The sequence below is a fragment of the Flavobacterium sp. LMO6 genome, assembly GCF_009495795.1.
GTDB lineage: Bacteria > Bacteroidota > Bacteroidia > Flavobacteriales > Flavobacteriaceae > Flavobacterium.
Genome location: NZ_WIBH01000001.1, coordinates 456,503 through 480,465, shown reverse-complemented (window position 1 = coordinate 480,465; position 23,963 = coordinate 456,503). Strand labels below are relative to the sequence as shown.

Here is a 23,963-nt window from a genome sequence, read left to right as displayed (position 1 = left end):
CTCTATGCCAATTAATAAACAAATAGTAAACGTCATTAAAAAATCGCTTTCTAAAATTGATTTTAGCAAACTTGAAGAAAAATGCACTAATGAAGCTCAAACTAGACAATATCTTATTGAGCCAATTATTGAAATTTTAGGGTACAGTAGAATGGATGACATGCTGACAGAAATAAATGCAGGTTGGGGACAAAAAAATGATAAAGCTGATATTGGATTATTAATAAGAGGTAAAAATCCAGAAATAATTGTCGAATGTAAAAAATACGGTAAATCATTAACAGACAAAGAAGCATGGCAATTAAATGGCTATTTTATAAATACTTCAAGTTGTAAAATTGGTATATTAACTAATGGAACAGAATGGAGAATTTATAGTGCAGATGAAGCAAATAAAGAAACAAGTTTAAACGTCATTCCGTTTTTAGTTTTAGATTTTAACAATATAAACGATAATTTGATCGAAAATTTATCCAAATTACACAAAAACAATATTGACATTAAAGAATTGCTGGAAGAAGCAACTGATTTTTATTTTCTTCAAGGCTTTTCAAATGCTTTTGCAACTGAATTATATGAACCATCTGATGATTTTATAAAAGCAATCTTTAACAGAATGAATGGTAAAAGAATGACTGACCAAATAAAGTTAAAGATCAGAGAACAAATTAATTCAAATACCATTCAAAACGCGCTTAATAAGGTAATTGAAGAAGAATCAAAAAATGGAAGTTTAATTATAACAACAGCAGAAGAATTAAAAATATATCACACAATTAAAACAATTCTCATTCACAAAAAGGAGATTGATGCGGATAGAATAACGTACAGAGATCAAAAAAATAGCTTTAATATTTTAGTTGACGATAATAACAAAAAAATCATTTGTAAAATATTAAATTCTCGAAACAATTATACAATTGAAATTAATGGAATGAAATATGAAGTTAAAGGTATAGAAAGTGTAGTTGCAATGAAAAAAATAATTTTAGATGCGGCTATGGTATATTTTCAAAAATAAAAAAAATTCCCTCCTAGTGAGGGAATTTTTATTTGGCATTGTATTTGTAATTAAAAAAATAGTTATCTTTACACTCAATACTAGTTGTACATGAAAAAAAATTACATTTATATTTTTCTTCTTTTATCATTTTTGTTTTCTTTTAGCCTTCAGGCACAAGAGAACAAATCTTCTATTGCAACAAAAACACAAGAGCCTACAATTGAAGGCCTTACTATTTATCCAAACCCTGTAAACTCTGGAAAAATTTTTATTACTACAAAGTCATCTTTAGACAAAAAAGTAGAAATTTTTAATGTACTTGGTAAAAAAGTACTAGAGACTGTTATTACTTCAAAAGAAGTAAATATTGGACAATTAGAGGCTGGTATCTACATCATTAAAATTAAAGAAGGAGACGCTTCTGCAACTAGAAAACTAATTGTCAACTAGTTAATTAATTTTATCTCTTAAATTTAATTTTAAGTTAACAACTAAATAGTAGTCTAAAACTTAAAAACTTTTTATCTTTGTACTTTAATTAAAAATTCATAAAAATGAAAAAACTTTACACTTTATTATTAATAGCAGTTAGTACCTTGTCTTTTGGACAGATATTATCTGATGATTTTAATTATCCAGATGCAGATTTACTTACTGCAAATGGATGGACAGCACATAGTGCTGCTGGTACCCAAGCAATTGATGTAGGAGCATCCAATGGTTTAACTTACGCAGACTATTCTGGAATTACAGGATTTACAGGTGCAATTGAAGGTAATGCTGCTATGCTAGATAATACTGGTGAAGATGTAAATAAATCATTTGCAGCTGATGTTACAACAGGTTCATTGTACTTCACTTTTTTATTAAATGTGAGTAGCGCAACAGCAGGTTATTTTACCCATTTAGGAAAAGGAACAAATTATGCAGCGAGAGTTTATGTTAGACCATCTGTAGCTGGTAAATTTAATATTGGTATATCAAATTCTAGTACAGCATCATTTGCTATCACACCTACAGATTTCGATTTAAATACTACTTACTTAGTAATAGTTAGATACGATGTATCTACATCTGGAAACGCAAGTATTTGGGTTGTGTCTTCAGGCATACCTGCAACTGAAATTGCAGCTGGAACACCTGAACACACTACAAGTGGAAGTGGTCAAGCTACAATTGGTGGTGTATATTTAAGACAATATAACGCAACTCAAAATATGACTGTAGATGGAGTTAGAGTTTATTCAACTTGGTTTGGAGCTACGCCTTGTGATTTAACACTAGCTGCAGAAACTACAACGTGTGATGCTACAACTTTTAGTTTAGACGGATACACCGCAACAATTCCATTTACTGGTGGAAATACTGCTGCTTATACTTTAAATGCTTCTAGTGGTACAATTTCTGGAGATGACCCATCAACTACAGCCTCAGGTAACATTATTATTACTGGTGCTTCTGAAGGGACTAATATTACTTTAACAATTACTGGCGGATGTACATTATCTAGAACTATAACTGCTCCAGAATGTAAACCAGTAAATACTTTACCCGTTTCTGAGCCTTTTAATTATACTGCAGGAACAACGTTGAACACATCTCAAATGTGGACAAACACATCTACAGCTGCTGATGAAATAACGGCAGTATCTGGAAACTTATCTTATACAGGAATTACACCAACTGGAAATTCAGTTTCATTTGCAGGTACTGGAAGTGATACTAGATTACCATTTACAGAAACAACTTCAGGTGAATTATATACATCATTTTTAGTTAGTGTAACTGACTTAACTGGCATCTCAACTACAGGTCAAACTTATTTTGCAACTCTTTCAGATTTAAGCAATACTTTTACTGTAGCAAGAATTTATATAAAAACAGACGGTACTGAATACCAATTTGGTATTAGTCCAACAACAAGTACAGCTGATATTGTATGGTCTGCAAACACATACGCTGTTGGATCTACTCAATATTTAGTTTTAAAATATGACTTTACTACCAATGAATTAGTATTAGTTGAAAATCCTACTATTGGAGGAACTGGAACTGCGGCAGCAACTGTTACTCCAACAACAGCTTTAACAAGTTTAGCTAATTTTATTTTACGTCAAGATTCTGCAACAACTACACCTGCAATGACTATTGATGAATTAACAATAGATACAACAACAAACTTTACTTTATCTTCATCTTCATTCAATGCAATTGATGGTTTAACCATGTATCCAAATCCACTAACGGGCGGTACATTAAACTTAACTTCTACAGCTAATGCAGCTATGACAGTTCAAATATTTGATTTATTAGGTAAAGAAGTATTAAAATCAGATGTAATCAACAATGCAGTAAACGTTTCAAAATTAAATTCTGGCGTTTATGTAGTTAAAATTACTGAAGAAGGAAAAACAGCTACAAGAAAATTAGTTGTTAAGTAATTTTTAGATACTGAAACTATCCGATACTTCGGAATAGCATAACAAATATTAGGAAAGCATCAACGAAAGTTGGTGCTTTCCTTGTTAAAACCAAAAAATTAAATCAATATTTAAAAAATAGTCTTTAAATTTACATTACGAAATATTTTTTTTTTTACAAATGAAGAAACTTTACGCCTTAATAACTTGTCTAATATTTTCTTTAAATTACGGACAAACCTTTTATTCAGAGAACATTGGAACACCTTCCGCTAATACATCTGTAGCTATATACGCAGGCTGGCAAAACGCAAGTCCTATTTCATATACAGGTACTGGTAGTGCAAGAACATCTACTCCTTCAACAGGATACTCAGGAGCATCAGGAAGTGGGAATGTTTTTTTAACTGGGACTGCAGGAACAAACTTAATTATATCAGGTTTAAACTCTTCTAGTTATAGTGCATCTGACATTCAGTTGTCATTTGGCTATTTAACAAATAACATAAGCACACAACTAGTAGTTGAATACAGCACAAATGGAACCGATTGGACTCCTATCACATTTGCTCAAAACACGACAAATAACGTATGGAATTTAGTAACTATTCCTGGAGGACAAGTTCCATCTTCTGCAACTTTATCATTAAAATTTACTCAGCCAGCTACGGCTCAAATGAGAATTGATGACATTAAACTTGCAAGTGTGTCTGCCTCTTGTACCTTAGCATTAGGAACACCTGTAGCTTCTTGCGACAACTCAACACTAGCCTTAGACACCTATTCTGTATCAATTCCGTTTACCGGAGGAGCTAATGCAACCTATGTAATAACAACTGCTGGAACAATTAGCGGAGATGACCCAACAACTACTGCCTCAGGTAATATAGTAGTTACCTATACTGAAAATACAAATTATTATGTAACAGTAATAGGCGGAACCTGTAATTTGAATGTAAATGGGAATTCTCCTGAATGTAAACCAATAAACACATTACCATTTAACGAATCATTTCCATACACTGTAGGAAACTCTTTAAATAGCGAGCAAAAATGGACAATAGCAAATAGTGGAGATAATATATCCATTGAAAGCGGAAATTTAAATTATACTGGAATTACTTCTTCTGGAAATTCAATAACTTTTTCAGGTGCAGGAGCAGAATCTAGAACACCATTTACAAATGTAACTAGCGGATCTATATATGCTTCTTTTTTAATTACTGCATCTGATTTATCAAACATTACTACAGATTTAACAAACACCTATTTTGCACTTTTTACTAACAATACAGGAGCTTCAACTAATGCAAGAATTTGGATTAGAAAAAATGGAACTCAGTATCAATTTGGATTAGGAATTGCTTCTGTTGCGTCAGATTGGGATCCATCGCTGTACAATGCTAACGATATACAATATTTAGTTTTAGGCTATGAATTTGCAACAAACAAATTATCTTTATACGTAAATCCAGAGATTGGAGGTTCAAATATTGACCCTACAGTTTTTGTTTATTCAGCTTCACCGTTAACTAGTGTTGGAGGATTTATGCTAAGACAAGATGATGTTAACATTACTCCTACTCTAATTATAGATGAATTAACAGTTGATTTTGCACCTAATTTTACTTTATCAACTTCTGCATTTAATAGTATTGATGGTTTAACCATGTATCCAAATCCAGTATCTGGCGGTACATTAAACTTAATATCTACTGCTAATGCTATGTCAGTTCAAATATTTGATTTATTAGGTAAAGAAGTTTTAAATTCTAACGTAATAAATAACTCGGCAGACGTAACTAAATTAACAGCTGGTGTTTATGTAGTTAAAATTACTGAAGAAGGAAAAACAGCTACAAGAAAATTAGTTGTTAAGTAATTTATAGATGCTGAACTAAATTCAGCATGACAAATAAGAGGAAAGCAACAACGAAAGTTGGTGCTTTTTTTTATAAAAATTATTAACTAAATAAAACCTATTTATTTTAATTAATTCTACAATTTCAGACTGATTTCAGTATAAAACAAAAATCTGCGAATCTGCGGTTAAAAAGAACATTTCTTTCTATTTTTGCAACATGATTTCACAAGAAGACATTTTCCAAATTAATTCAAAAAAAGAATTTGAAAAAATTACTTTAAAAGTATTTCGTCATCAGTACGATAATAATTTGGTGTACCAACAATTTTGTAACTTCTTGAAGAAAGACAAAACCAACGTGAAATCGTTAACCGAAATTCCTTTTTTACCCATTCAGTTTTTTAAAAGTCATAACGTTTTGAGTTCAACAGAACCAATTCAGCAAACGTTTACGAGTAGTGGCACCACAAGCCCCCTAACCTCCGAAGGGGGAACTTCAAACGAGCCTATAAGAAGTAAACATTTAGTAACTGATGTCAGTTGGTATGAAATGAGCTATCGCTTAGGTTTTTCAGAATTTTATGGAAACATTGAAGATTATTGTGTTTTAGCCTTACTTCCATCCTATTTAGAACGCGATGGTTCTTCGTTGATATATATGGTGGAAGATTTAATTGAAAGAAGTAATCATTCAGATTCAGGATTTTATTTGAATAATCATAGTGAACTTTTGCAAAAAATCGAAAAACTAAATAAAGAAGGTCAAAATACAATTCTTATTGGAGTAACCTATGCTTTATTAGACCTAATCGAATATGCAGAATCTACTTCATTACCTCTTCAGAGATTTGGCAGCAACCTCATCATCATGGAAACTGGTGGCATGAAAGGCAAACGCAAAGAAATGATTCGAGAAGAATTACACACTATTTTATGTAACGGATTTGGCGTTTCTAAAATTCATTCCGAATATGGCATGACGGAGTTACTTTCGCAAGCGTATTCTCTTGGCGATGGCGTTTTTGAATGTGTGCCTTGGATGCAAATTCTTATTCGTGATACAGAAGATGCTTTAACATACGTTTCCGAAGGAAAAACGGGCGGAATTAATGTGATTGATTTAGCTAATATCAATTCGTGTTCATTTATTGCTACACAAGATTTGGGCAAAAAAAATCCCAACCATTCTTTCGAAGTGTTGGGACGTTTTGATAATTCTGATATTCGTGGTTGTAATCTAATGATTGTTTAAGTCTTATTATCAAGCTGAATTCATTTCAGCTTCTAAAATCAGATACTGAAACAAGTTCAGTATGACAAAACTATTTAACCTTAATTACATAATAATTTTTCTTTCCTTTTTGCAATAATAAGAATTGATTGTTGATTAAATCTTCTTTCGTGATGATTTTATCTTCTCCTACTTTTTCTTTATTCAAAGAAATCGAGTTTTGTTTCAATTCTCTACGTGCATCACTATTAGAAGCTAAGAAATTTGTTTTAGCTGCTAATGCTGCAATCATATCTAAACCTGCGTTCAAATCTTCCATCGAAATTTCTGCTTGAGGAACACCATCAAACACTTCTAAAAACGTTTTCTCATCTAATTTTTTCAACTCATCCATCGTTGGACTAAAGAACGCATTTGAAGCTGAGATTGCATTTTCTAAATCTGATGCAGAATGTACCATAACTGTAATTTCTTCTGCTAAACGTTTTTGTAAGACTCTTAAATGAGGCGCTTCATTGTGCTCAGTAATTAATTTTTCAATTGTTTCTTTATCTAAGAATGTGAAAATCTTAATGTATTTTTCAGCATCAACATCGGTAGCATTTAACCAAAATTGGTAAAATTTGTAAACTGAAGTTTTATCAGCATCTAACCAAACGTTTCCACCTTCCGATTTACCAAATTTAGAACCGTCAGCTTTTGTAATTAATGGGGTTGTTAACGCGAATGCTTTTGATTTCTCCTCGTTACCGACGTTCATTCTTCTTACCAATTCTGTACCCGTAGTAATGTTACCCCATTGATCACTTCCACCCATTTGAAGTAAACAATTATGGTGTTTATTCAAATGATAAAAATCGTAGCCCTGAATTAATTGATAGGTAAATTCGGTAAAACTCATTCCTTCAGCCCCTTCTTCTCCGCTTAAACGTTTTTTTACAGAATCTTTAGACATCATGTAGTTCACGGTGATACGTTTTCCAATATCACGAGCAAAATCAATGAATGAAAAATCTTTCATCCAATCGTAATTATTTACTAAAATTGGAGCATTTTCATCTTTTGCATCAAAATCTAAAAAGCGAGACAAAACACTTTTAATTCCTTCTACATTATGATTCAAAGTAGCTTCATCTAATAAATTTCTTTCATTAGATTTTCCAGAAGGATCACCAATCATTCCAGTTGCTCCACCCACAAGTGCGATGGCTTTATGACCTGATTTTCTCAAGTGCATTAATAGAATAATTTGTACTAAACTTCCAATATGTAAAGAGTCTGCCGTTGGATCAAAACCAATATAAGCTGTGGTAGCTTCTTTTAGTAATTGCTCTTCTGTTCCAGGCATCATGTCATGAAACAAACCTCTCCAACGTAATTCTTCTACTAAATTCTTCATTTTGCGATTTAATTTTGGCAAAGATAACTTTTAGTTTAAAAGTTTAAAAGTTTGAAGGTTTAAAAGTTAGTCCGTTTTTAAAAGATTTGCTATTTTTACATCATGATTTTAGTCACAGGAGCAACAGGCTTAGTAGGTTCGCATTTATTAGTGCAACTTCTTCAAGAAAATGAGGAAGTAAAAGCACTATTTCGTTCTGAAAAACAAATTGAAAAAGTAAAGAATGTTTTTGCTTTTCATAATCAAACAGCCCTTTTTGATAAAATCAATTGGGTAAAAGGAGATATTACCGATGTTCCAACTTTGGAAATTGCTTTTGAAAAAGTAACTCACGTGTATCATTGTGCTGCTTTAATTTCGTTTGATCCAAGCGATGAAGAAGAACTTAGAAAAATTAATATAGAGGGAACTGCCAACGTTGTAAATTGTTGCATTGATTTTGGTGTAAAAAAACTATGTCATGTAAGTTCGATTGCGGCTTTAGGAACACCTAAAGAGCAAGAAACAACTATCACCGAAGAAACGGATTGGAATCCTGAAGAACTGCATAGCGATTATGCCATTACAAAATATGGTGCCGAAATGGAAGTTTGGCGAGGCCAACAAGAAGGTTTAGAAGTCGTAATTGTGAATCCAGGTGTAATTTTTGGTTATGGATTTCCAAAAAGAGGTAGCGATGTAATTATACAATCGGTAAAAAAAGGGATGCCATTTTACACAAAAGGAAGCATAGGAATTGTATTCGTTGAAGATGTAACCCATTGCATGATTCAACTCATGAAAAGTTCTATTAATGGCGAACGATTTATTCTTGTAGGAGAAAATATTGAAACTAAAAAACTGTTAACATTTATTGCTAATATACTTAATGTGAAAAGTCCGACAATAAAAGCTACAAAAACAATGACCTCTATAGCTTGGCGCCTTGATTGGTTGCTGGCTAAATTATTAAATAGAAAAAGGAAATTAACTCAAAATACGGCAGCAGCTTCTCATTCAACTAGTGTATACGATGCTTCTAAAGTTAAATTAGAAATGGAATTTATATTTCAAAAAAAGGAAGAATATTTAACAACTAATCTACTGGACCAAAGTCTTTTTTAATATCTGTAGTGTCGTTATCTTTTTTAGATGCTTTATTAATTTTTTCTTGTTCTTGCTCTATTCGCTCAACTACTTTTCTGTAAATTTTTTTATATTTTTTAGGATCCGAAGCGTAATAACGTTGGTTTTGACTATACGTTGTACTATCAATTTTATACTTTTCAAAAATATACTTATCCATTTCAATATCAGCCTCTGCTAACTTATATGTAAAGGAACCATCTGCTGCCTGAAGAATTGAAATATCAAAAATAATATTTACCATTACTTCCTCATCTAACAATTTATCTGGTTTAGGAGTTGGATTCTTTGAACAAGAAACCACGAATAAGCTAATAAATAAAAAAAGCAACTGTTTCATTATAAATTTCTTTCAAATAATAATCGTTGACCTACTTTCATTTCTTTTACTTTACCATTATGATAAACTAATTTTCCATTTACAAAAGTATGTGTTATTCTTGATTTAAAGTTATATCCTTCAAATGGAGACCAACCACATTTTGCAATTATATTTTCTTTTTTTACATTCCAAGGCAAGTATGCATTAACAATAGCAATATCAGCATAATATCCTTCACGGATAAACCCTCTTTTTTCGATTTTGAAAATTTTTGCCGGATTATGACACATTTTCTCAACAATTTTTTCAACCGATATTTTTCCTTGATGATGCGCTTCAAACATAGCTACTACAGCATGTTGAACTAACGGCCCACCTGAAGGGCAAGTAGTATATAAATTCATTTTCTCTTCTAAAGTATGAGGAGCATGATCTGTAGCAACAACATCAATTCTATCGTCTAATAATGCTTTCCAAAGTCCATCTTTATCTGCTTGAGTTTTAACGGCTGGATTCCATTTTATTAAAGATCCTTTTGTTTCATAATCCGCATCTGTAAACCATAAATGATGAATACACACTTCTGCTGTAATTTGTTTTTCTTCTAAAGGAATTTTATTTGTAAATAAATCTAATTCTTTTGCTGTAGAAATGTGAAAAACGTGCAAACGAGCTCCAGTTTTTTTAGCTAAAGCAATTACTCTTTCTGTAGATTTGTAACATGCTTCTTCGCTTCTAATTTCGGGATGTTTACTTACCGGAATATCATCTCCGTATATTTCTTTATATTTTTCTAAATTATTTTTTACAATAGTTTCATCTTCACTATGAACAGCTATTAATAATTTAGTAGATGAAAATATTTTTTCTAAAGAAGCCGTACTATCAACTAACATATCACCTGTTGATGATCCTAGAAAAAGTTTTAAACCCGCAACATTTCTTGGATTCGTTTTTAAAATTTCTTCTAAATTATCATTTGTTCCGCCCATCATAAACGAATAATTTGCATATGATGTTTTAGCTGCAATTTGATATTTATCTTCTAATAATTCTTGAGTAACAGCATTTGGAACCGTATTTGGCTGTTCTATAAAAGACGTAATTCCTCCTGCAACAGCAGCTTTACTTTCTGATTCTATTGTTCCTTTGTGAGTAAGCCCTGGCTCTCTGAAATGTACTTGATCGTCAATTGCTCCAGGTATAACATAACTTCCTTCTGCGTCAATAATAACGCAGTCTGATGTTTTTACACTTATTTTTTCAGCAATTTCTTTAATAAATTCATTTTCAATTAAGATATCTCCTTCAAAAACTACACCTTCATTTACAATTTTGGCATTTCTAATTAAATATGTATTGGCACTCATTATAATTTATTAAATATTTTACGTATTCTCAACATTATTACTCCTACAACAGCTTCTCTGATAATTCCACTGCTCATTTTAGATTGTCCTTTTGTTCTATCGGTAAAAATAATTGGGACTTCAACGATATTAAATTTATTCACAAAAGCACGGTATTTCATTTCTATTTGAAACGCATAACCTACAAATTTTATTTTATCTAAATTAATTGTTTCTAATACAATTCTTTTATAACATTTAAAACCTGCTGTTGCATCTGCAATTTTCATTCCAGTAATCATTCTTACATAAACCGATGCAAAATACGACAATAAAACTCGACTTAAAGGCCAATTTACAACATTTACCCCATTAGAATATCGAGATCCGATAGCCACATCAGCTCCGTTTTCACAAGCTGCTAATAATTTTTCTAAATCATTAGGATTGTGAGAAAAATCGGCATCCATTTCAAAAATATACTCATACCCGTGAGAAATTGCCCATTTAAATCCAGCAACATAAGCCGTTCCTAATCCAGATTTTTTCATACGAACTTTTAAATGTAACTGAGTAGGAAATTCTTGTTGAATCTCTTTCACTTTATCGGCAGTTCCATCAGGCGAGTTATCATCAACTATTAAAACATCAAACGGAGTTTTCAAAGCAAAAACAGCCTTAATTATTGCTTCAATATTTTCAATTTCGTTAAATGTAGGAATTATAACAACACCCTTTGTCATATAAAATCTTGTATTTTGATTGCAAAAATAAACTATTTCTTGTAGACAATTCTTAATAATTTTATAATAATGAAAATGACACTATTTTTTGTAATTTTGTGCGCATATGTTAGCAATTCAATTACACGACCGAATTTTAGAAAGCAAAGACTGGGCAGTCATTTTGTTTATTGTTTGCTTAACTATAATTGCAGTAAACAAAACTATTTCTTCTGTTCGTTTTAATGAATTTACTCGTTTAGCATACTCTGATAAATATACCAAAATTTATAAAGACAGTAGTAACTTAATGAGTGGCTTTACAATTTCAATGTTTGTATTGCAATTGATTTCATTTTCCTTTTTTACTTTATTAATGTTGAATCAATTCAACAAAGCAGTAAAAACAGACCTAATCATTTATATCCAAATCTTCACTTTTCTTAGTGTTTTTATTCTTTCCAAATTTTTGATTGAGAAAATTATTGCTACTGCATTTAAAATTGAAGAATTTAACGAACAATTTAATTTACTAAAAGTAAATTACAGAGCCTATTTTGGATTTATTTTGCTACCTATAAACATTATCTTATTCTACAATACAATAAATTCCGACTGGTTCTTTAAGATTTTATTAATTACATTAATCACTATAAACATCACTACTTACTTGGTTGCACTAAAATTATATCAAAATTTATTATTACGTAAAATATTTTATTTTATTTTATATCTTTGCACCCTTGAAATAGCACCTTACTATTTTATTTATAATTGGTTTACAAAAAATTAGAGAGAAATATGTCAAATTTGAAAGTGAAAACAATATTAGTTTCACAACCAGAGCCTAAAGTAGAAAATTCTCCTTATTTTGAGCTTCAAAATAAACTAAAGGTAAAAGTTGATTTTAGACCCTTCATTCATGTTGAAGGTGTTCCTGCTAAAGAGATAAGAGCTCAAAAAATCGATTTAAATAATTTCACAGCTATTATTTTAACTAGTCGTAACTCTGTAGATCACTTTTTTAGAGTAGCAGAAGAAATGCGCTATAAAATACCTGAAGATTTAAAATATTTTTGTCAATCTGAAGCTGTCGCTTTCTATTTGCAACGTTATGTAGTTTATAGAAAAAGAAAAATATATGTAGGTCAAAAAGATTTTGTTGATATGTCTCCTTTAATTAAGAAATATAAAGACGAGAAATTCTTACTACCTTCTTCTGATCAATTAAATGCCGATATTCCACAAACTCTTGATGGATTAAAAGTAAATTGGGTTCCAGGAACTTTTTACAAAACGGTAATGAGTGATTTAACAGATTTAAAAGATGTGTATTACGATGTTTTAGCGTTTTTTAGTCCTACTGGTATTAAATCATTATTTAAAAATTTCCCTGATTTTAAACAAAACGATACTCGTATAGCTGTTTTTGGTACTACAACTCATAAAGAAGCTTTAGACAGAGGTTTACGTGTAGATATTATGGCGCCAAGCCCTGGAACTCCATCGATGACTGGAGCTTTAGAAAAATATGTTGCTGAAGTAAATAAAGGAAAATAAAAATTCTATAAAAGAAAGAGGCTGTTTAAAACAGCCTCTTTCTTTTATAGAATTCCTAACAATAAATATTTTTAATATTTATTCATTAATTCCCAAGTACCTCTACTAATTTTATCGACAAAGGCGCTGCTGAAGCAGGACTTTGTCCCGTCATAAGTACTCCATCTACAACAACATTAGGTTCCCAATTTGCAACACTTTTATAATTAGCACCTCTCCCTTTTAATTCTTGCTCTAAAGAAAATAATAAATGTTTGTCTAATTCTATTTCAGCATCTTCTTCATCTTTAAATCCAGTAAGATTCAATCCTTTTACTAAATATTCCCCATTAGATAGTTTAACATCTCTAAGGATAGCTGGCGCATGACACACCATAGCAATTGGTCTGTTAGTTTCATAGAAATCCTTAATTAATTTTACTACAAATTGATCAGATGCTAAATCTGTTAATAGACCGTACCCGCCTGGAAAAAAAACAGCATCAAAAGTATTGTAATCAATATTGCGCAACTTTCTTGTGTGTTTTGCCGCAAACAATGCTACGGGGTCGTTAAAAAATTTATCTGTATACTCTGTAGTAAACGGCACTTTCATGCTTAATAAATCAATAGGAGCTTCACCTCCATCTGGAGAAGCAAATACTACTTCATAACCAGCATCTGTAAGAATGTAATAAGGCGCAGCTAGTTCTGTAAACCAAGTTCCTGTTTGTTTTCCACTTATTCCCATATCATCATAAGATGACATAATAAGCAATACTCTTTTTTGAATGTTTCCTGTTTTCATGATTAAATTATTTTGTAATTAAAAATTATGTCTCTAAGACTAGCATTTCAGAAAAAGATGCAAAAAAAGATTAATTATTTTTCAAAAATAATTTTAGACACCCTATTTGCAGAGCATACAGCACCGTCTAAATACCCCGGATGTATAGAAGATGTTTCTGTTCCTGCAAAAAATAGTTTGTCATTCATGTAAGAAAACTGCAATATTTGATGCCCATTATTTTGATGAGCATGTAAAAAATTTGATTTAGTTGATAAAATATATTGATTATTCCATACTTTTTCATGGTAAGAAATATATCTAGGTGTAATTGATCCAAAAAGGGTTTCAATTTGTTTTATAACCTGTTGCTCCCTTTGTTCAATACTATAATTAATAGCGGATCCACTTAAAAACCCTACTAATGAGAATTTATTGGCTTCATAATTGCAATGGTCATAAACCTCAACCGCAATACTTGATTGGCTATATATTGTTCCAGAAAAACCATTTTCTAGCCAAAAAGGGGATTCATATTCTACCGCAAACTTAATTGAACCACTCATCCAAGTTTGGACCTTTGGCATCAAATTAGATAATTGCAATGGCAACGAAGGTTTAAACTGGATATTTTCAATAAGTATTTGAGGTGGAACAGTTGAAATTACTACTTCAGACATATAAGAGTTTCTCAAAGAATCAACTAGCACCACATGGTCTCCTTTATCAATAATTTCATTAACTGCTATGCCTGTATAAATATTTTCCTTTCCAACAATTGAAATAAGTTTTTCAATTATTGCAAAAGTGCCGTCTTTTATTCGATAAGAAGGTTGCTCCGAATTTGGAACATAAAAAATTTGAGGCGGTTGAAATGAATGCGTTTGAAAAATTGTCTTTCCTTCTATATGTTGAGGAAAATATTTAATTTCTAATTCTTCCAAAAGCTGAATTAAATGAGTATGAGAATTATTAAACCATGTTGCTCCCATTTCCATAGGAGAATTCAACACACCTTTTATTGTATTAATTCTACCTCCTAAATTACCTTGCGCTTCTAGAATTAGAAAAGGTACATTTTGTTTTTTTAAATTATAAGCAATTGTTAAACCGCTTAAACCACCTCCAATAATTATTACTTTCTTCATTTTATGAGTTAAGACTAAAAAAAATAAAAAAGATGCAAAATAACTTAAATTTTATTTAAACGCTCTTTTTCATCTTGAAGCAAAGTACATTCAGGCTTAATGTCAAAACTTATCATTTCTCCATTTGTATCAAAAACCACTATACAACATTCTAAAAATCGTTCTTTTAATTTAACACGGCCTCTTTGAATACGCGACTTAGTATTTGGTAAAGTTAGATTTAGCTTCTCTGCAATTGTTTTTTGGTCTATATTTTCTAAATCATACATGTATAATGGTTTTGCATACTCTTCTGGCAAAAGTTTTAATAGCACCTTAATGTATTCTGAGGCCTCACCAATAGAAGAATTTTCATTATCTTCTTCTCTTACATCAAATTCTAATGGTATATTTTTATTGTCTTTTTTATAATAATCAATAATTGCGTTTTGAGTTATTTTATAAAGCCATGATTTTAGATTTAGAACCGTTTTCCCTTTTGAACAAAACTGATAACTTTTTAACAAAACTTCTTGTAAAATATCTTTTGAGTCGTCTCTATCGTCCACTCTCTTTTGAATATAACCAAGCAATGAAGACTTATAATCTTCCCATATTTCAAATATATTACAATCTTCCATTATTGAATAGTTGTTTAATTATATCTTTTTAAATAAACGTCCAAAATACCTGCAAATTTCTAAAAAAAATAAAAATTACTAATCTATATAGAAATAAAAATTAGCATTATATAAGAAGAACTTTCTGTTTACTAATTTTATAGTATTTGTTTCTTCAACAAAAAAGTCCCGAAAATTTCGGGACTTTTTTACTATATAAATTTCTTAGCTTACAACTGAGGTCCAGCCGCTACTAATGATTTTCCTTCTTCGTTATCTGTATATTGAACAAAGTTTTTAATAAATCTTGACGCTAAATCTTCTGCTTTTGTATTCCACTCAGCTGCATTTTCATACGTGTCTCTTGGATCTAAAATTGCTGGATTTACATCGTGTAATGCAGTAGGAACAACAAAGTTAAATACTGGAATTACTTTCGTGTCTGCATTTTCAATAGAACCATCTAAAATGGCATCAATAATTGCACGTGTATCTTTAATAGAAATACGCTTTCCTGTACCATTCCAACCTGTGTTAACCATATAAGCAGTAGCATTGTGTTGCTCCATTTTCTTAACCAATTCTTCACCATATTTTGTTGGATGTAAAGATAAGAATGCTTTTCCGAAACAAGCTGAGAATGTTGGTTCTGGTTGTGTTACCCCTCTTTCAGTTCCTGCTAATTTAGCTGTAAATCCTGATAAGAAGTAATATTTAGTTTGCTCAGGAGTTAATTTAGAAACTGGAGGCATTACTCCAAATGCATCAGCGGTTAAGAAAATAACTTTTGTAGCATGACCTGCTTTAGAAACGGGTCTTACAATATTTTCAATATGATCAATAGGGTAAGAAACACGTGTGTTTTGGGTAACCGATCCATCTTTAAAATCAATTTCTCCATTAGCATCAACTGTTACATTTTCTAATAATGCATCTCTTTTAATTGCACCATAAATATCTGGTTCATTTGCTGCGCTTAAATCGATAGTTTTTGCATAACATCCACCTTCAAAGTTAAAAACACCATCATTATCCCAACCATGTTCGTCGTCTCCAATTAATTCACGTTTTGGATCTGTAGATAAAGTAGTTTTTCCTGTTCCTGATAATCCGAAGAAAACAGCTACATCACCATCTTTCCCTTTATTTGCTGAACAGTGCATTGAAGCAATCCCTTGTAATGGTAAGTAATAGTTCATCATAGAGAACAATCCTTTTTTCATTTCTCCACCATACCAAGTTCCACCAATTAATTGGATTTTCTCTGTCAAGTTAAATGCTACATACACTTCAGAATTTAATCCGTGATTTGCGTAATCTTTAAAACTTGTTTTTGAACCGTTCATTACAATAAAATCTGGCTCACCAAAATTTTCTAATTCTTCTTCCGTAGGACGGATAAACATATTTTTTACAAAGTGAGCTTGCCATGCCACTTCCATAATAAAACGAACTTTTAATCTTGTATTTTCATTAGCACCACAAAAAGCATCTACAACAAACAATCTTTTACCCGAAAGTTGATTAACTGTAGTTTCCTTTAATGCATTCCATGTGTTTTGAGAAATTGGTTTATTGTCGTTAGCCGCTTTATCAGAATTCCACCAAATAGTGTTTTCTGTAACACTATCTTTAACAATGTACTTGTCTTTAGGAGAACGACCTGTAAATTCACCTGTCATTACATTAATCGCTCCTAGTTCTGTTAATTGACCTCTTTCGAAGCCTTCTAAAGCTGGATTTAATTCTTCATTATATAAAAATTCATAAGAAGGATTGTAGATTATTTCTGATACATTAACGATTCCGTATTTTTCTAACGAAATCGATTTCGTAATTTGATTATTTGTATCCATAAAATATTTGTTATGTTGTGTTTAAATAAAGTGCAAAATTATAAATTTAATTTCAGATAGCGTTTTAAATTATTGTTTTTTACTTAAAATAGAGTAAAATAAATAGCTCCAGGCCGAAATTAACAACAACCCACCTATTGGTGTAATTGGTCCTAAAAATTTAGTTTTTAAGTTTGTAATGCCATTTGTAGCTAATAGATAAATAGATCCTGAAAAAAACAATACCCCAGAAATTGTTAACCAAAAAATGATTAAACGCTCTTTTTCATTTAAAAAAGCAAAAGTTCCAATAAAAAATAAAAACAAAGCATGATACATTTGATAACGCACCCCTACCTCAAAAGATTGCAATTGTTCAATAGAAAGTACTTTTTTTAAAGCATGTGCGCCAAAAGCTCCTAGAATAATAGCTGAAAATCCTAAAAAGGCAGCTACTAAAAGAATTTTTTTATCCATTTTTTTTAAATTTGAGACCAAAGATAGCAAAAGTTTTTATGTTAAATTATGACATAAATCAAGAATTAATTTTTATAAATATAACATTTCACTATCTTCGTGTGATATTTTACAACACATCAAAAGATGAGACATATTTTAGTTATTGGAGCCGGTAGATCTGCTTCATCACTTATAAAATACCTTTTAGAAAATTCCGAAAAGGAAAACCTTCATATCACAATTAGTGATTTATCTGAAGAATTAGCTAAACAAAAAACAAATAATCACAAAAATGCGACTGCAATAGGACTTGATATTTTTAACGAAAGTCAAAGAAAAGCCGAAATTCAAAAAGCAGATATTGTGGTATCAATGCTTCCTGCTCATTTGCACGTAGAAATTGCAAAAGATTGTATTTTATTCAAAAAACACATGGTTACCGCTTCTTATATTAGTGCAGCAATGCAAGAACTAGATGCCGCAGCTAAAGAAAACAACTTAATTTTTATGAACGAAATTGGTCTTGACCCAGGAATTGACCATATGAGTGCCATGAAAGTTTTAGATGAAATTAGAGAAAAAGGAGGCGATGTCATTTTATTTGAATCGTTTTGTGGTGGTTTAGTAGCTCCTGAAAGCGATACCAATTTATGGAATTATAAATTTACTTGGAATCCTAGAAATGTAGTTTTAGCAGGACAAGGTGGTGCAGCAAAATTTATTCAGGAAGGAAATTATAAATACATTCCGTATTCGAAACTTTTTAGAAGAACTGAATTTTTAGAAGTTGAAAATTATGGTAGATTTGAAGCCTACGCCAATAGAGATTCTTTAAAATACAGAAGTGTTTATGGTTTAGATGACGCACTTACATGCTATCGAGGAACTATAAGACGTGTTGGATATTCAAGAGCTTGGGATATTTTGGTACAACTTGGAATGACAGATGACTCGTATATAATTGACAATTCTGAGGAAATGAGTTATAGAGAATTTACGAATTCTTTTTTACCTTATCATCCAACGGATACTATTGAAATAAAATTACGTGCTTTACAAAAAATTGATCAAGATGATATTATTTGGGATAAATTAGTTGAACTAGATTTGTTTAATCCTGATAAAAAAGTAGAATTAGTAAAAGCAACTCCAGCTCAAATATTAGAAAAAATTCTTGCCGAAAAATGGGCTTTACAACCAAATGATAAAGATATGATTGTAATGTATCACAAATTTGGCTATGAACTAAATGGAGAAAAAAAACAAATTGATTCTACCATGGTTTGTATTGGCGATGACCAAATTTATACTGCCATGGCTAAAACCGTAGGATTACCTGTTGCCATTGCAACCTTAAAAATCCTAAATAAAGAAATTACAACTCCGGGTGTTCAATTACCAATTAGTAAAGAAGTTTATACCCCTATTTTAAAAGAATTAGAAAGTTATGGTGTAATTTTTAAAGAAATGGAAGTTCCTTACTTAGGCTACAATCCTTTAAATGTTAAAAATTAATCTTAAACTATAAAGTTATTAATCCGAAATCGTAATAGGTTTCGGATTTTTTATGCTTTTTGAAATCGATTTTGTATTTTTACTTTCAAATAAATTGAAAATGAAGATAAATCACTTGCAAATTGAAATCGACGGAATCGACAAGGAAATACTTCGCGACTTAATGGAAGACGCTCGAAAACCTATTTTACAGATTGCCAATAAAATTGGGATTTCGGGTGCTGCAATTCATCAACGATTGCGTAAATTAGAACAAGCTGGTGTTATTTCGGGTTCAAAATTTGTAGTTGACACTAAAGTTTTGGGTTATAGCACAATGGCTTTTATTGGAATTTATTTGGAAAAAGCTTCTAGCAATCCAGAAGTCGTAAAAGAATTAAAAAAAATTCCAGAAGTTTTAGAATGTCATTATACAACAGGAAATTGGAGTATTTTAATCAAACTGATTTGTAGAGATAACGAACATTTAATGCAATTACTCAACAAAAAAATCCAACCGATAGATGGCGTTTCAAGAACGGAAACCTATATTTCATTGGAACAACAAATAGAAAGACAAATCCAATTGTAGGTACGAAGTACAAAGTTGGAAGTACAAAATAAAAAATCCGTCAAACCTTTAAATTTGACGGATTTTGTTTTATATAATTTTAGAAATTAATCTCTACTAGCACCTACATAACGCATTACGTAATACAATAAAGTAGCAATAGAACCAATTGCTGCAACTAAATATGTACGAGCTGCCCATTTTAATGAATCTTCGGCACCAGCATATTCTTGTTGGCTTACCATGTTTTTATTTTTTAACCAAGCCAATGCTCTGTTACTTGCATCATACTCAACCGGGAGTGTAACAATTGAAAACAAAGTGGTTACTGCAAATAAAATAATCCCAATTAACAATAAAGATGGAAAGATATTAATCATTAATATTCCACCTATTAACACCCACTGCACTAATGAAGATGAAATTTGCACCATAGGCACCATTTTAGAACGCATTGTTAACCAACTATACGCTTGGGCGTGTTGTACAGCATGGCCACATTCGTGAGCCGCTACTGCAGCTGCGGCTGCATTTCTTTGATTATAAACTGCTTCAGATAAATTTACCGTTTTATCTGCAGGATTGTAATGATCTGTTAATCTTCCTGGAGTAGAAATCACTTTTACATCACGAATACCGTGATCTGAAAGCATTTTTTCAGCAATTTCAGCTCCACTCATTCCATTTCTTAAATGCACTTTTGAATAATAATCAAATTTAGATTGTAAGCGATTTGAAACTAACCAACTTACCAACATCACAATTCCACCAATTATCATAGAACCTAAGTCAAACATATCTATAAATTTTAAAAATTAAATTTATTAAATTATATCAAAATATAAGCCAAATTTACAAAATGACAATTTGACATTTTAGTTTACCTATTATACGTAAAAAATTAAAAATGTTACAAAAAAGAGAATAAAAACCGCAGATTTGCTGATTATAAAAAACTCTTTTTAAAACATTTTGACACTACACGCTTCGGGCACCCCTCTAAAAGAGGAGAAATAATAAACCGCAGACTCATAGATTAAAATCTGCGAATCTGCGGTTATTCAATGATAGATTCTGAAACAAGTTCAGAATGACAAAAAAGTCCTTATCCTACCAAATTAATAATCTTACCAGGAACAATAATCACTTTATTTGGTGTTCTGCCTTGTAATTGATTTTGTGTTCTTTCATCCGCCATTACGATTTCTTCAATTTGGGCTGCCGTTAAATCTAATGGTAACTTAATCGTAAAACGCATTTTCCCATTGAACGAAACTGGGTATTCTTTTTCAGATTCTACCAAATATTTTTCTTCAAATTTTGGAAAAGCAACAGTTGCAACTGAACCTTCGTGACCTAAAGCGCTCCATAATTCCTCAGCAATATGTGGTGCATATGGTGAAACTAAAATAGCTAATGGTTCTAAAATCGCACGGTGATTACATTTTAATTGTTGCAATTCATTTACACAAATCATGAATTGCGAAACTGATGTATTGAAAGAGAAATTCTCAATATCTTCTGTTACTTTTTTGATGGTTTTGTGTAACGATTTGTACATTTCTGCTGTTGGCTCATCGTTTACAATTACTGAACCGTTATCATCAAAATACAAACGCCATAATTTTTTTAAGAAACCAGAAACTCCAGTAATTCCTGCTGTATTCCAAGGTTTAGATTGCTCTAATGGCCCTAAAAACATTTCGTATAAACGTAAGGTATCTGCTCCGTATTCTTCACAAATATCATCTGGCGAAACCACATTGTATTTCGATTTCGACATTTTTTCTACTTCGCGACCCACAATGTATTTTCCATCTTCTAAGATGAATTCAGCATCTTTATAATCAGTATATAAAGGATGTGATTTGAATTTTTCTATATCTAATTCATTTGTAATATCATTAATTACTGATAAATCAACGTGAATTTCCTGAATATTTATATTTTCAACATTTCCTGAATTAAAATCTGAAATGAAATTAGACCAATTCAATTCTGTTGGTTCAAAATAATTTTCATCTTGTAATGATAATTTAACATTGTGAACGATTTCATTTCTAACTTTTTTAGGAACTATAAAGATTTTTCCTTTTTCTCTAAGAACATAAACAAACGCACTCATCCCCAAAATCATTCCCTGATTGATCAGTTTTTTAAATGGTTCTTCTGTTGGTGCATAACCTCTGTCTTTTAAAAATTTATTCCAAAAACGAGAGTACAATAAATGTCCGGTTGCGTGCTCGCTTCCACCAATGTATAAATCGACACTTTCCCAATATTTAAGTGCTTCTTCATTCGCAAACTCTTCGGTGTTGTGTGCGTCCATATAACGCATCCAATACCAAGAAGAACCTGCCCAACCTGGCATGGTGTTCAATTCTAACGGAAAAACTTTCACGTTATCTATCAACTCACAACTCACAACTCCCGACTTTTCAACGTCCCATGCCCAAACCGTTGCATTTCCTAATGGTGGTTGTCCGTCTTCGGTTGGTAAATACTTTTCAACTTCTGGCAACACAATTGGCAAGTGTTTTTTGTCAATCATTTGTGGTAAACCATTCACGTAATAAACTGGAAAAGGTTCGCCCCAATATCTTTGGCGAGAGAAAACCGCATCACGTAAACGGTAATTTACTTTAGCATTTCCTGCGCCTATTTTTTCTAATGCTTCAATTGCTTTTTTCGTTCCCGATTTGTAATCTAATCCGTTTAAGAAATCAGAATTCACTAATTCGAAACCACCTTTTTCTCCGTAAGCGGCTTCTGAAATATCTTGGTTAAAAATGTTTTTAATTGCTGGCATTCCGTTAGTTCCTTTGAAGAAATTTGAGAAAGCATAATCACGCTCATCCCCACATGGAACCGCCATAACCGCACCCGTTCCGTAACCCGCTAACACGTAATCGCCAATCCAAACTGGAATTGGTTCTTTTGTAAAAGGATGTTCAGCATAAGCACCAGTGAAAACACCTGAAATGGTTTTTACATCTGCCATTCTTTCACGTTCTGAACGTTTTGCAGTCGCTTCAACATACGCTTCAACAGCAGCTTTTTGTTCTGGAGTGGTAATTTGAGCAACTAAATCGTGTTCTGGAGCTAAAGTCATGAAGGTAACTCCGAAAATAGTATCAGGTCGAGTAGTGAAAACTTCAATAGATTGCTTTGCTTCACTCGCAATGACTTTAAAAGAAACCATTGCTCCAACTGATTTTCCAATCCAATTTCTTTGCGATTCTTTAATCGATTCACTCCAATCGATTTCGTTTAAACCTTGCAATAAACGTTCCGCGTAAGCAGAAATTCGCATACTCCATTGTGTCATTTTCTTACGAACTACGGGATGTCCACCACGTTCTGAAACGCCGTTTACAATTTCGTCATTCGCTAAAACGGTTCCTAAAGCCGCGCACCAGTTTACTTCGGTTTCGGCCAAATAGGTTAATCTATATTGTAAAAGTATTTTTTGTTGTGCTGACGATGAAAATGATTTCCAATCTTCAGCTGAAAATGGAGCGATGTTATCATCACAAACCGCATTTACATTCGCATTTCCGTTTTTCTCAAATTCTTGCATTAACGTGCAAATGCTTTCTGCTTTATCGGCAGTTTTATTGTACCAAGATTCGAATAATTGAATGAAAATCCACTGTGTATGCTTATAATAATCTGGATTTGATGTACGCACTTCTCTACTCCAATCGAAAGAAAAACCAATTCTGTCTAACTGATTTCTATAGCCTTGAATCGTATTTCCTGATTTATCCACACCACCTTCTATATTCATACGCGTTGTATCTGCAGGATGTTGCCCTGTTTGAATAGCATATTGTTCGGCTGGCAAACCAAATGAATCGTACCCTTGCGGATGCAACACATTAAAACCTTGATGTCTTTTATATCTTGCAATTATATCAGAAGCAATGTAACCCAGCGGATGCCCAACGTGTAACCCAGCTCCAGAAGGATAAGGAAACATATCTAATACGTAGTATTTTGGCTTATCTGAAGTGTTACTTGCAGCAAAAGTTTGGTATTCTGCCCAATATTGTTGCCATTTGGCTTCGATTTTTTCGTGGTGGTATTTCATGAT

General features: G+C 31.7%; 21 protein-coding genes. 10 read left to right on the top strand and 11 right to left on the bottom strand.

Annotated features, from left to right (window positions below; all coding sequences use genetic code 11):
* The first annotated feature begins 4 nt into the window (after positions 1–4).
* The 5 genes from GFJ99_RS02170 (at position 5) to GFJ99_RS02150 (ending at position 6,539) form a co-directional block, all read left to right on the top strand.
* A complete protein-coding gene (locus tag GFJ99_RS02170) occupies positions 5–1,021 on the top strand; it encodes a type I restriction enzyme HsdR N-terminal domain-containing protein (RefSeq protein ID WP_153207344.1) in 1,017 nt (338 codons plus the stop codon).
* Between the two features lie 90 nt (positions 1,022–1,111).
* Positions 1,112–1,453 (top strand): T9SS type A sorting domain-containing protein, encoded by a 342-nt coding sequence (locus GFJ99_RS02165; RefSeq protein WP_008255884.1) that lies wholly within the window; start codon positions 1,112–1,114, stop codon positions 1,451–1,453.
* 104 nt (positions 1,454–1,557) lie between these two features.
* Positions 1,558–3,444 (top strand): T9SS type A sorting domain-containing protein, encoded by a 1,887-nt coding sequence (locus GFJ99_RS02160; protein ID WP_153207343.1) that lies wholly within the window; start codon positions 1,558–1,560, stop codon positions 3,442–3,444.
* A gap of 160 nt (positions 3,445–3,604) precedes the next feature.
* Positions 3,605–5,305, top strand: a complete 1,701-nt coding sequence (locus GFJ99_RS02155; RefSeq protein ID WP_153207342.1) for a T9SS type A sorting domain-containing protein — start codon at positions 3,605–3,607, stop codon at positions 5,303–5,305.
* Between the two features lie 199 nt (positions 5,306–5,504).
* A complete protein-coding gene (locus tag GFJ99_RS02150) occupies positions 5,505–6,539 on the top strand; it encodes an acyl transferase (protein ID WP_153207341.1) in 1,035 nt (344 codons plus the stop codon).
* Positions 6,540–6,609: 70 nt separating this feature from the next.
* On the opposite strand, the gene tyrS is transcribed toward GFJ99_RS02150, so the two are convergent.
* Positions 6,610–7,917 (bottom strand): tyrosine--tRNA ligase, encoded by a 1,308-nt coding sequence (gene tyrS, locus GFJ99_RS02145; protein ID WP_153207340.1) that lies wholly within the window; start codon positions 7,915–7,917, stop codon positions 6,610–6,612.
* 102 nt (positions 7,918–8,019) lie between these two features.
* Here tyrS and GFJ99_RS02140 point away from each other — a divergent pair, with 102 nt between their 5' ends.
* The gene (locus tag GFJ99_RS02140) at positions 8,020–9,021 is read left to right on the top strand and encodes an NAD-dependent epimerase/dehydratase family protein (protein ID WP_153207339.1); all 1,002 of its coding nucleotides are present in this window, start codon (positions 8,020–8,022) and stop codon (positions 9,019–9,021) included.
* Here GFJ99_RS02140 and GFJ99_RS02135 read toward each other — a convergent pair.
* From GFJ99_RS02135 to GFJ99_RS02125, 3 genes are read right to left on the bottom strand one after another with little or no spacing between them, the layout of a single operon-like run.
* On the bottom strand, positions 8,993–9,382 hold the full coding sequence (locus GFJ99_RS02135; RefSeq protein ID WP_153207338.1) for a DUF4296 domain-containing protein: 390 nt from the start codon (positions 9,380–9,382) through the stop codon (positions 8,993–8,995). The genes GFJ99_RS02140 and GFJ99_RS02135 overlap by 29 nt on opposite strands.
* Complete coding sequence (locus GFJ99_RS02130; RefSeq protein ID WP_153207337.1) at positions 9,382–10,734, bottom strand: dihydroorotase; 1,353 nt, start codon at positions 10,732–10,734, stop codon at positions 9,382–9,384. Before GFJ99_RS02130 ends, GFJ99_RS02135 begins: the two co-directional genes overlap by 1 nt.
* A complete protein-coding gene (locus GFJ99_RS02125; RefSeq protein ID WP_153207336.1) occupies positions 10,734–11,456 on the bottom strand; it encodes a polyprenol monophosphomannose synthase in 723 nt (240 codons plus the stop codon). Before GFJ99_RS02125 ends, GFJ99_RS02130 begins: the two co-directional genes overlap by 1 nt.
* A 106-nt stretch (positions 11,457–11,562) precedes the next feature.
* Between GFJ99_RS02125 and GFJ99_RS02120 the strand changes: the two genes are divergently transcribed.
* Both GFJ99_RS02120 and GFJ99_RS02115 read left to right on the top strand, forming a co-directional pair.
* Entirely contained in the window at positions 11,563–12,228 is a 666-nt protein-coding gene (locus GFJ99_RS02120) for a DUF4271 domain-containing protein (RefSeq protein ID WP_153207335.1), read from the top strand.
* A gap of 17 nt (positions 12,229–12,245) precedes the next feature.
* A complete protein-coding gene (locus GFJ99_RS02115) occupies positions 12,246–12,995 on the top strand; it encodes a uroporphyrinogen-III synthase (RefSeq protein ID WP_153207414.1) in 750 nt (249 codons plus the stop codon).
* Positions 12,996–13,080: 85 nt separating this feature from the next.
* Here GFJ99_RS02115 and GFJ99_RS02110 read toward each other — a convergent pair whose 3' ends face one another.
* From GFJ99_RS02110 to GFJ99_RS02090, 5 genes are all read right to left on the bottom strand, one after another.
* Positions 13,081–13,782, bottom strand: a complete 702-nt coding sequence (locus tag GFJ99_RS02110; RefSeq protein WP_153207334.1) for a type 1 glutamine amidotransferase domain-containing protein — start codon at positions 13,780–13,782, stop codon at positions 13,081–13,083.
* 74 nt (positions 13,783–13,856) lie between these two features.
* On the bottom strand, positions 13,857–14,909 hold the full coding sequence (locus tag GFJ99_RS02105; RefSeq protein ID WP_153207333.1) for an FAD-dependent oxidoreductase: 1,053 nt from the start codon (positions 14,907–14,909) through the stop codon (positions 13,857–13,859).
* A gap of 44 nt (positions 14,910–14,953) precedes the next feature.
* On the bottom strand, positions 14,954–15,529 hold the full coding sequence (locus GFJ99_RS02100) for a sigma-70 family RNA polymerase sigma factor (RefSeq protein ID WP_153207332.1): 576 nt from the start codon (positions 15,527–15,529) through the stop codon (positions 14,954–14,956).
* Positions 15,530–15,738: 209 nt separating this feature from the next.
* Positions 15,739–17,364, bottom strand: coding sequence for a phosphoenolpyruvate carboxykinase (ATP) (gene pckA, locus GFJ99_RS02095; protein ID WP_153207331.1), 1,626 nt, complete (start codon positions 17,362–17,364; stop codon positions 15,739–15,741).
* 69 nt (positions 17,365–17,433) lie between these two features.
* The gene (locus GFJ99_RS02090; RefSeq protein WP_153207330.1) at positions 17,434–17,820 is read right to left on the bottom strand and encodes a DUF423 domain-containing protein; all 387 of its coding nucleotides are present in this window, start codon (positions 17,818–17,820) and stop codon (positions 17,434–17,436) included.
* 126 nt (positions 17,821–17,946) lie between these two features.
* Between GFJ99_RS02090 and GFJ99_RS02085 the strand changes: the two genes are divergently transcribed.
* Both GFJ99_RS02085 and GFJ99_RS02080 read left to right on the top strand, forming a co-directional pair.
* Positions 17,947–19,317 carry a saccharopine dehydrogenase family protein gene (locus GFJ99_RS02085; RefSeq protein ID WP_153207329.1) on the top strand — a complete coding sequence of 457 codons (1,371 nt, stop codon included), beginning with the start codon at positions 17,947–17,949 and terminating at the stop codon, positions 19,315–19,317.
* Positions 19,318–19,417: 100 nt separating this feature from the next.
* The gene (locus GFJ99_RS02080) at positions 19,418–19,888 is read left to right on the top strand and encodes an Lrp/AsnC family transcriptional regulator (protein WP_040470585.1); all 471 of its coding nucleotides are present in this window, start codon (positions 19,418–19,420) and stop codon (positions 19,886–19,888) included.
* Between the two features lie 86 nt (positions 19,889–19,974).
* Here the strand turns inward: GFJ99_RS02080 and GFJ99_RS02075 are convergent, their stop codons facing one another.
* Complete coding sequence (locus GFJ99_RS02075) at positions 19,975–20,664, bottom strand: zinc metallopeptidase (protein ID WP_153207328.1); 690 nt, start codon at positions 20,662–20,664, stop codon at positions 19,975–19,977.
* A gap of 308 nt (positions 20,665–20,972) precedes the next feature.
* Positions 20,973–23,960, bottom strand: a complete 2,988-nt coding sequence (locus tag GFJ99_RS02070; protein ID WP_153207327.1) for a leucine--tRNA ligase — start codon at positions 23,958–23,960, stop codon at positions 20,973–20,975.
* Between the last annotated feature and the right edge of the window lie 3 nt (positions 23,961–23,963).

Excerpts from the sequence above, each read along its gene's own strand:
- GFJ99_RS02075 (WP_153207328.1), bottom strand. The coding sequence starts at position 20,664 with ATGTTTGACTTAGGTTCTATGATAATTGGTGGAATTGTGATGTTGGTA.
- GFJ99_RS02125 (WP_153207336.1), bottom strand. The coding sequence starts at position 11,456 with ATGACAAAGGGTGTTGTTATAATTCCTACATTTAACGAAATTGAAAAT.
- GFJ99_RS02105 (WP_153207333.1), bottom strand. The coding sequence starts at position 14,909 with ATGAAGAAAGTAATAATTATTGGAGGTGGTTTAAGCGGTTTAACAATT.
- GFJ99_RS02120 (WP_153207335.1), top strand. The coding sequence starts at position 11,563 with ATGTTAGCAATTCAATTACACGACCGAATTTTAGAAAGCAAAGACTGG.
- GFJ99_RS02155 (WP_153207342.1), top strand. The coding sequence starts at position 3,605 with ATGAAGAAACTTTACGCCTTAATAACTTGTCTAATATTTTCTTTAAAT.
- GFJ99_RS02090 (WP_153207330.1), bottom strand. The coding sequence starts at position 17,820 with ATGGATAAAAAAATTCTTTTAGTAGCTGCCTTTTTAGGATTTTCAGCT.
- GFJ99_RS02170 (WP_153207344.1), top strand. The coding sequence starts at position 5 with ATGCCAATTAATAAACAAATAGTAAACGTCATTAAAAAATCGCTTTCT.
- GFJ99_RS02110 (WP_153207334.1), bottom strand. The coding sequence starts at position 13,782 with ATGAAAACAGGAAACATTCAAAAAAGAGTATTGCTTATTATGTCATCT.
- GFJ99_RS02165 (WP_008255884.1), top strand. The coding sequence starts at position 1,112 with ATGAAAAAAAATTACATTTATATTTTTCTTCTTTTATCATTTTTGTTT.
- GFJ99_RS02100 (WP_153207332.1), bottom strand. The coding sequence starts at position 15,529 with ATGGAAGATTGTAATATATTTGAAATATGGGAAGATTATAAGTCTTCA.
- tyrS (WP_153207340.1), bottom strand. The coding sequence starts at position 7,917 with ATGAAGAATTTAGTAGAAGAATTACGTTGGAGAGGTTTGTTTCATGAC.
- GFJ99_RS02080 (WP_040470585.1), top strand. The coding sequence starts at position 19,418 with ATGAAGATAAATCACTTGCAAATTGAAATCGACGGAATCGACAAGGAA.
- GFJ99_RS02135 (WP_153207338.1), bottom strand. The coding sequence starts at position 9,382 with ATGAAACAGTTGCTTTTTTTATTTATTAGCTTATTCGTGGTTTCTTGT.
- GFJ99_RS02085 (WP_153207329.1), top strand. The coding sequence starts at position 17,947 with ATGAGACATATTTTAGTTATTGGAGCCGGTAGATCTGCTTCATCACTT.
- GFJ99_RS02160 (WP_153207343.1), top strand. The coding sequence starts at position 1,558 with ATGAAAAAACTTTACACTTTATTATTAATAGCAGTTAGTACCTTGTCT.
- GFJ99_RS02140 (WP_153207339.1), top strand. The coding sequence starts at position 8,020 with ATGATTTTAGTCACAGGAGCAACAGGCTTAGTAGGTTCGCATTTATTA.
- GFJ99_RS02130 (WP_153207337.1), bottom strand. The coding sequence starts at position 10,734 with ATGAGTGCCAATACATATTTAATTAGAAATGCCAAAATTGTAAATGAA.
- pckA (WP_153207331.1), bottom strand. The coding sequence starts at position 17,364 with ATGGATACAAATAATCAAATTACGAAATCGATTTCGTTAGAAAAATAC.
- GFJ99_RS02070 (WP_153207327.1), bottom strand. The coding sequence starts at position 23,960 with ATGAAATACCACCACGAAAAAATCGAAGCCAAATGGCAACAATATTGG.
- GFJ99_RS02150 (WP_153207341.1), top strand. The coding sequence starts at position 5,505 with ATGATTTCACAAGAAGACATTTTCCAAATTAATTCAAAAAAAGAATTT.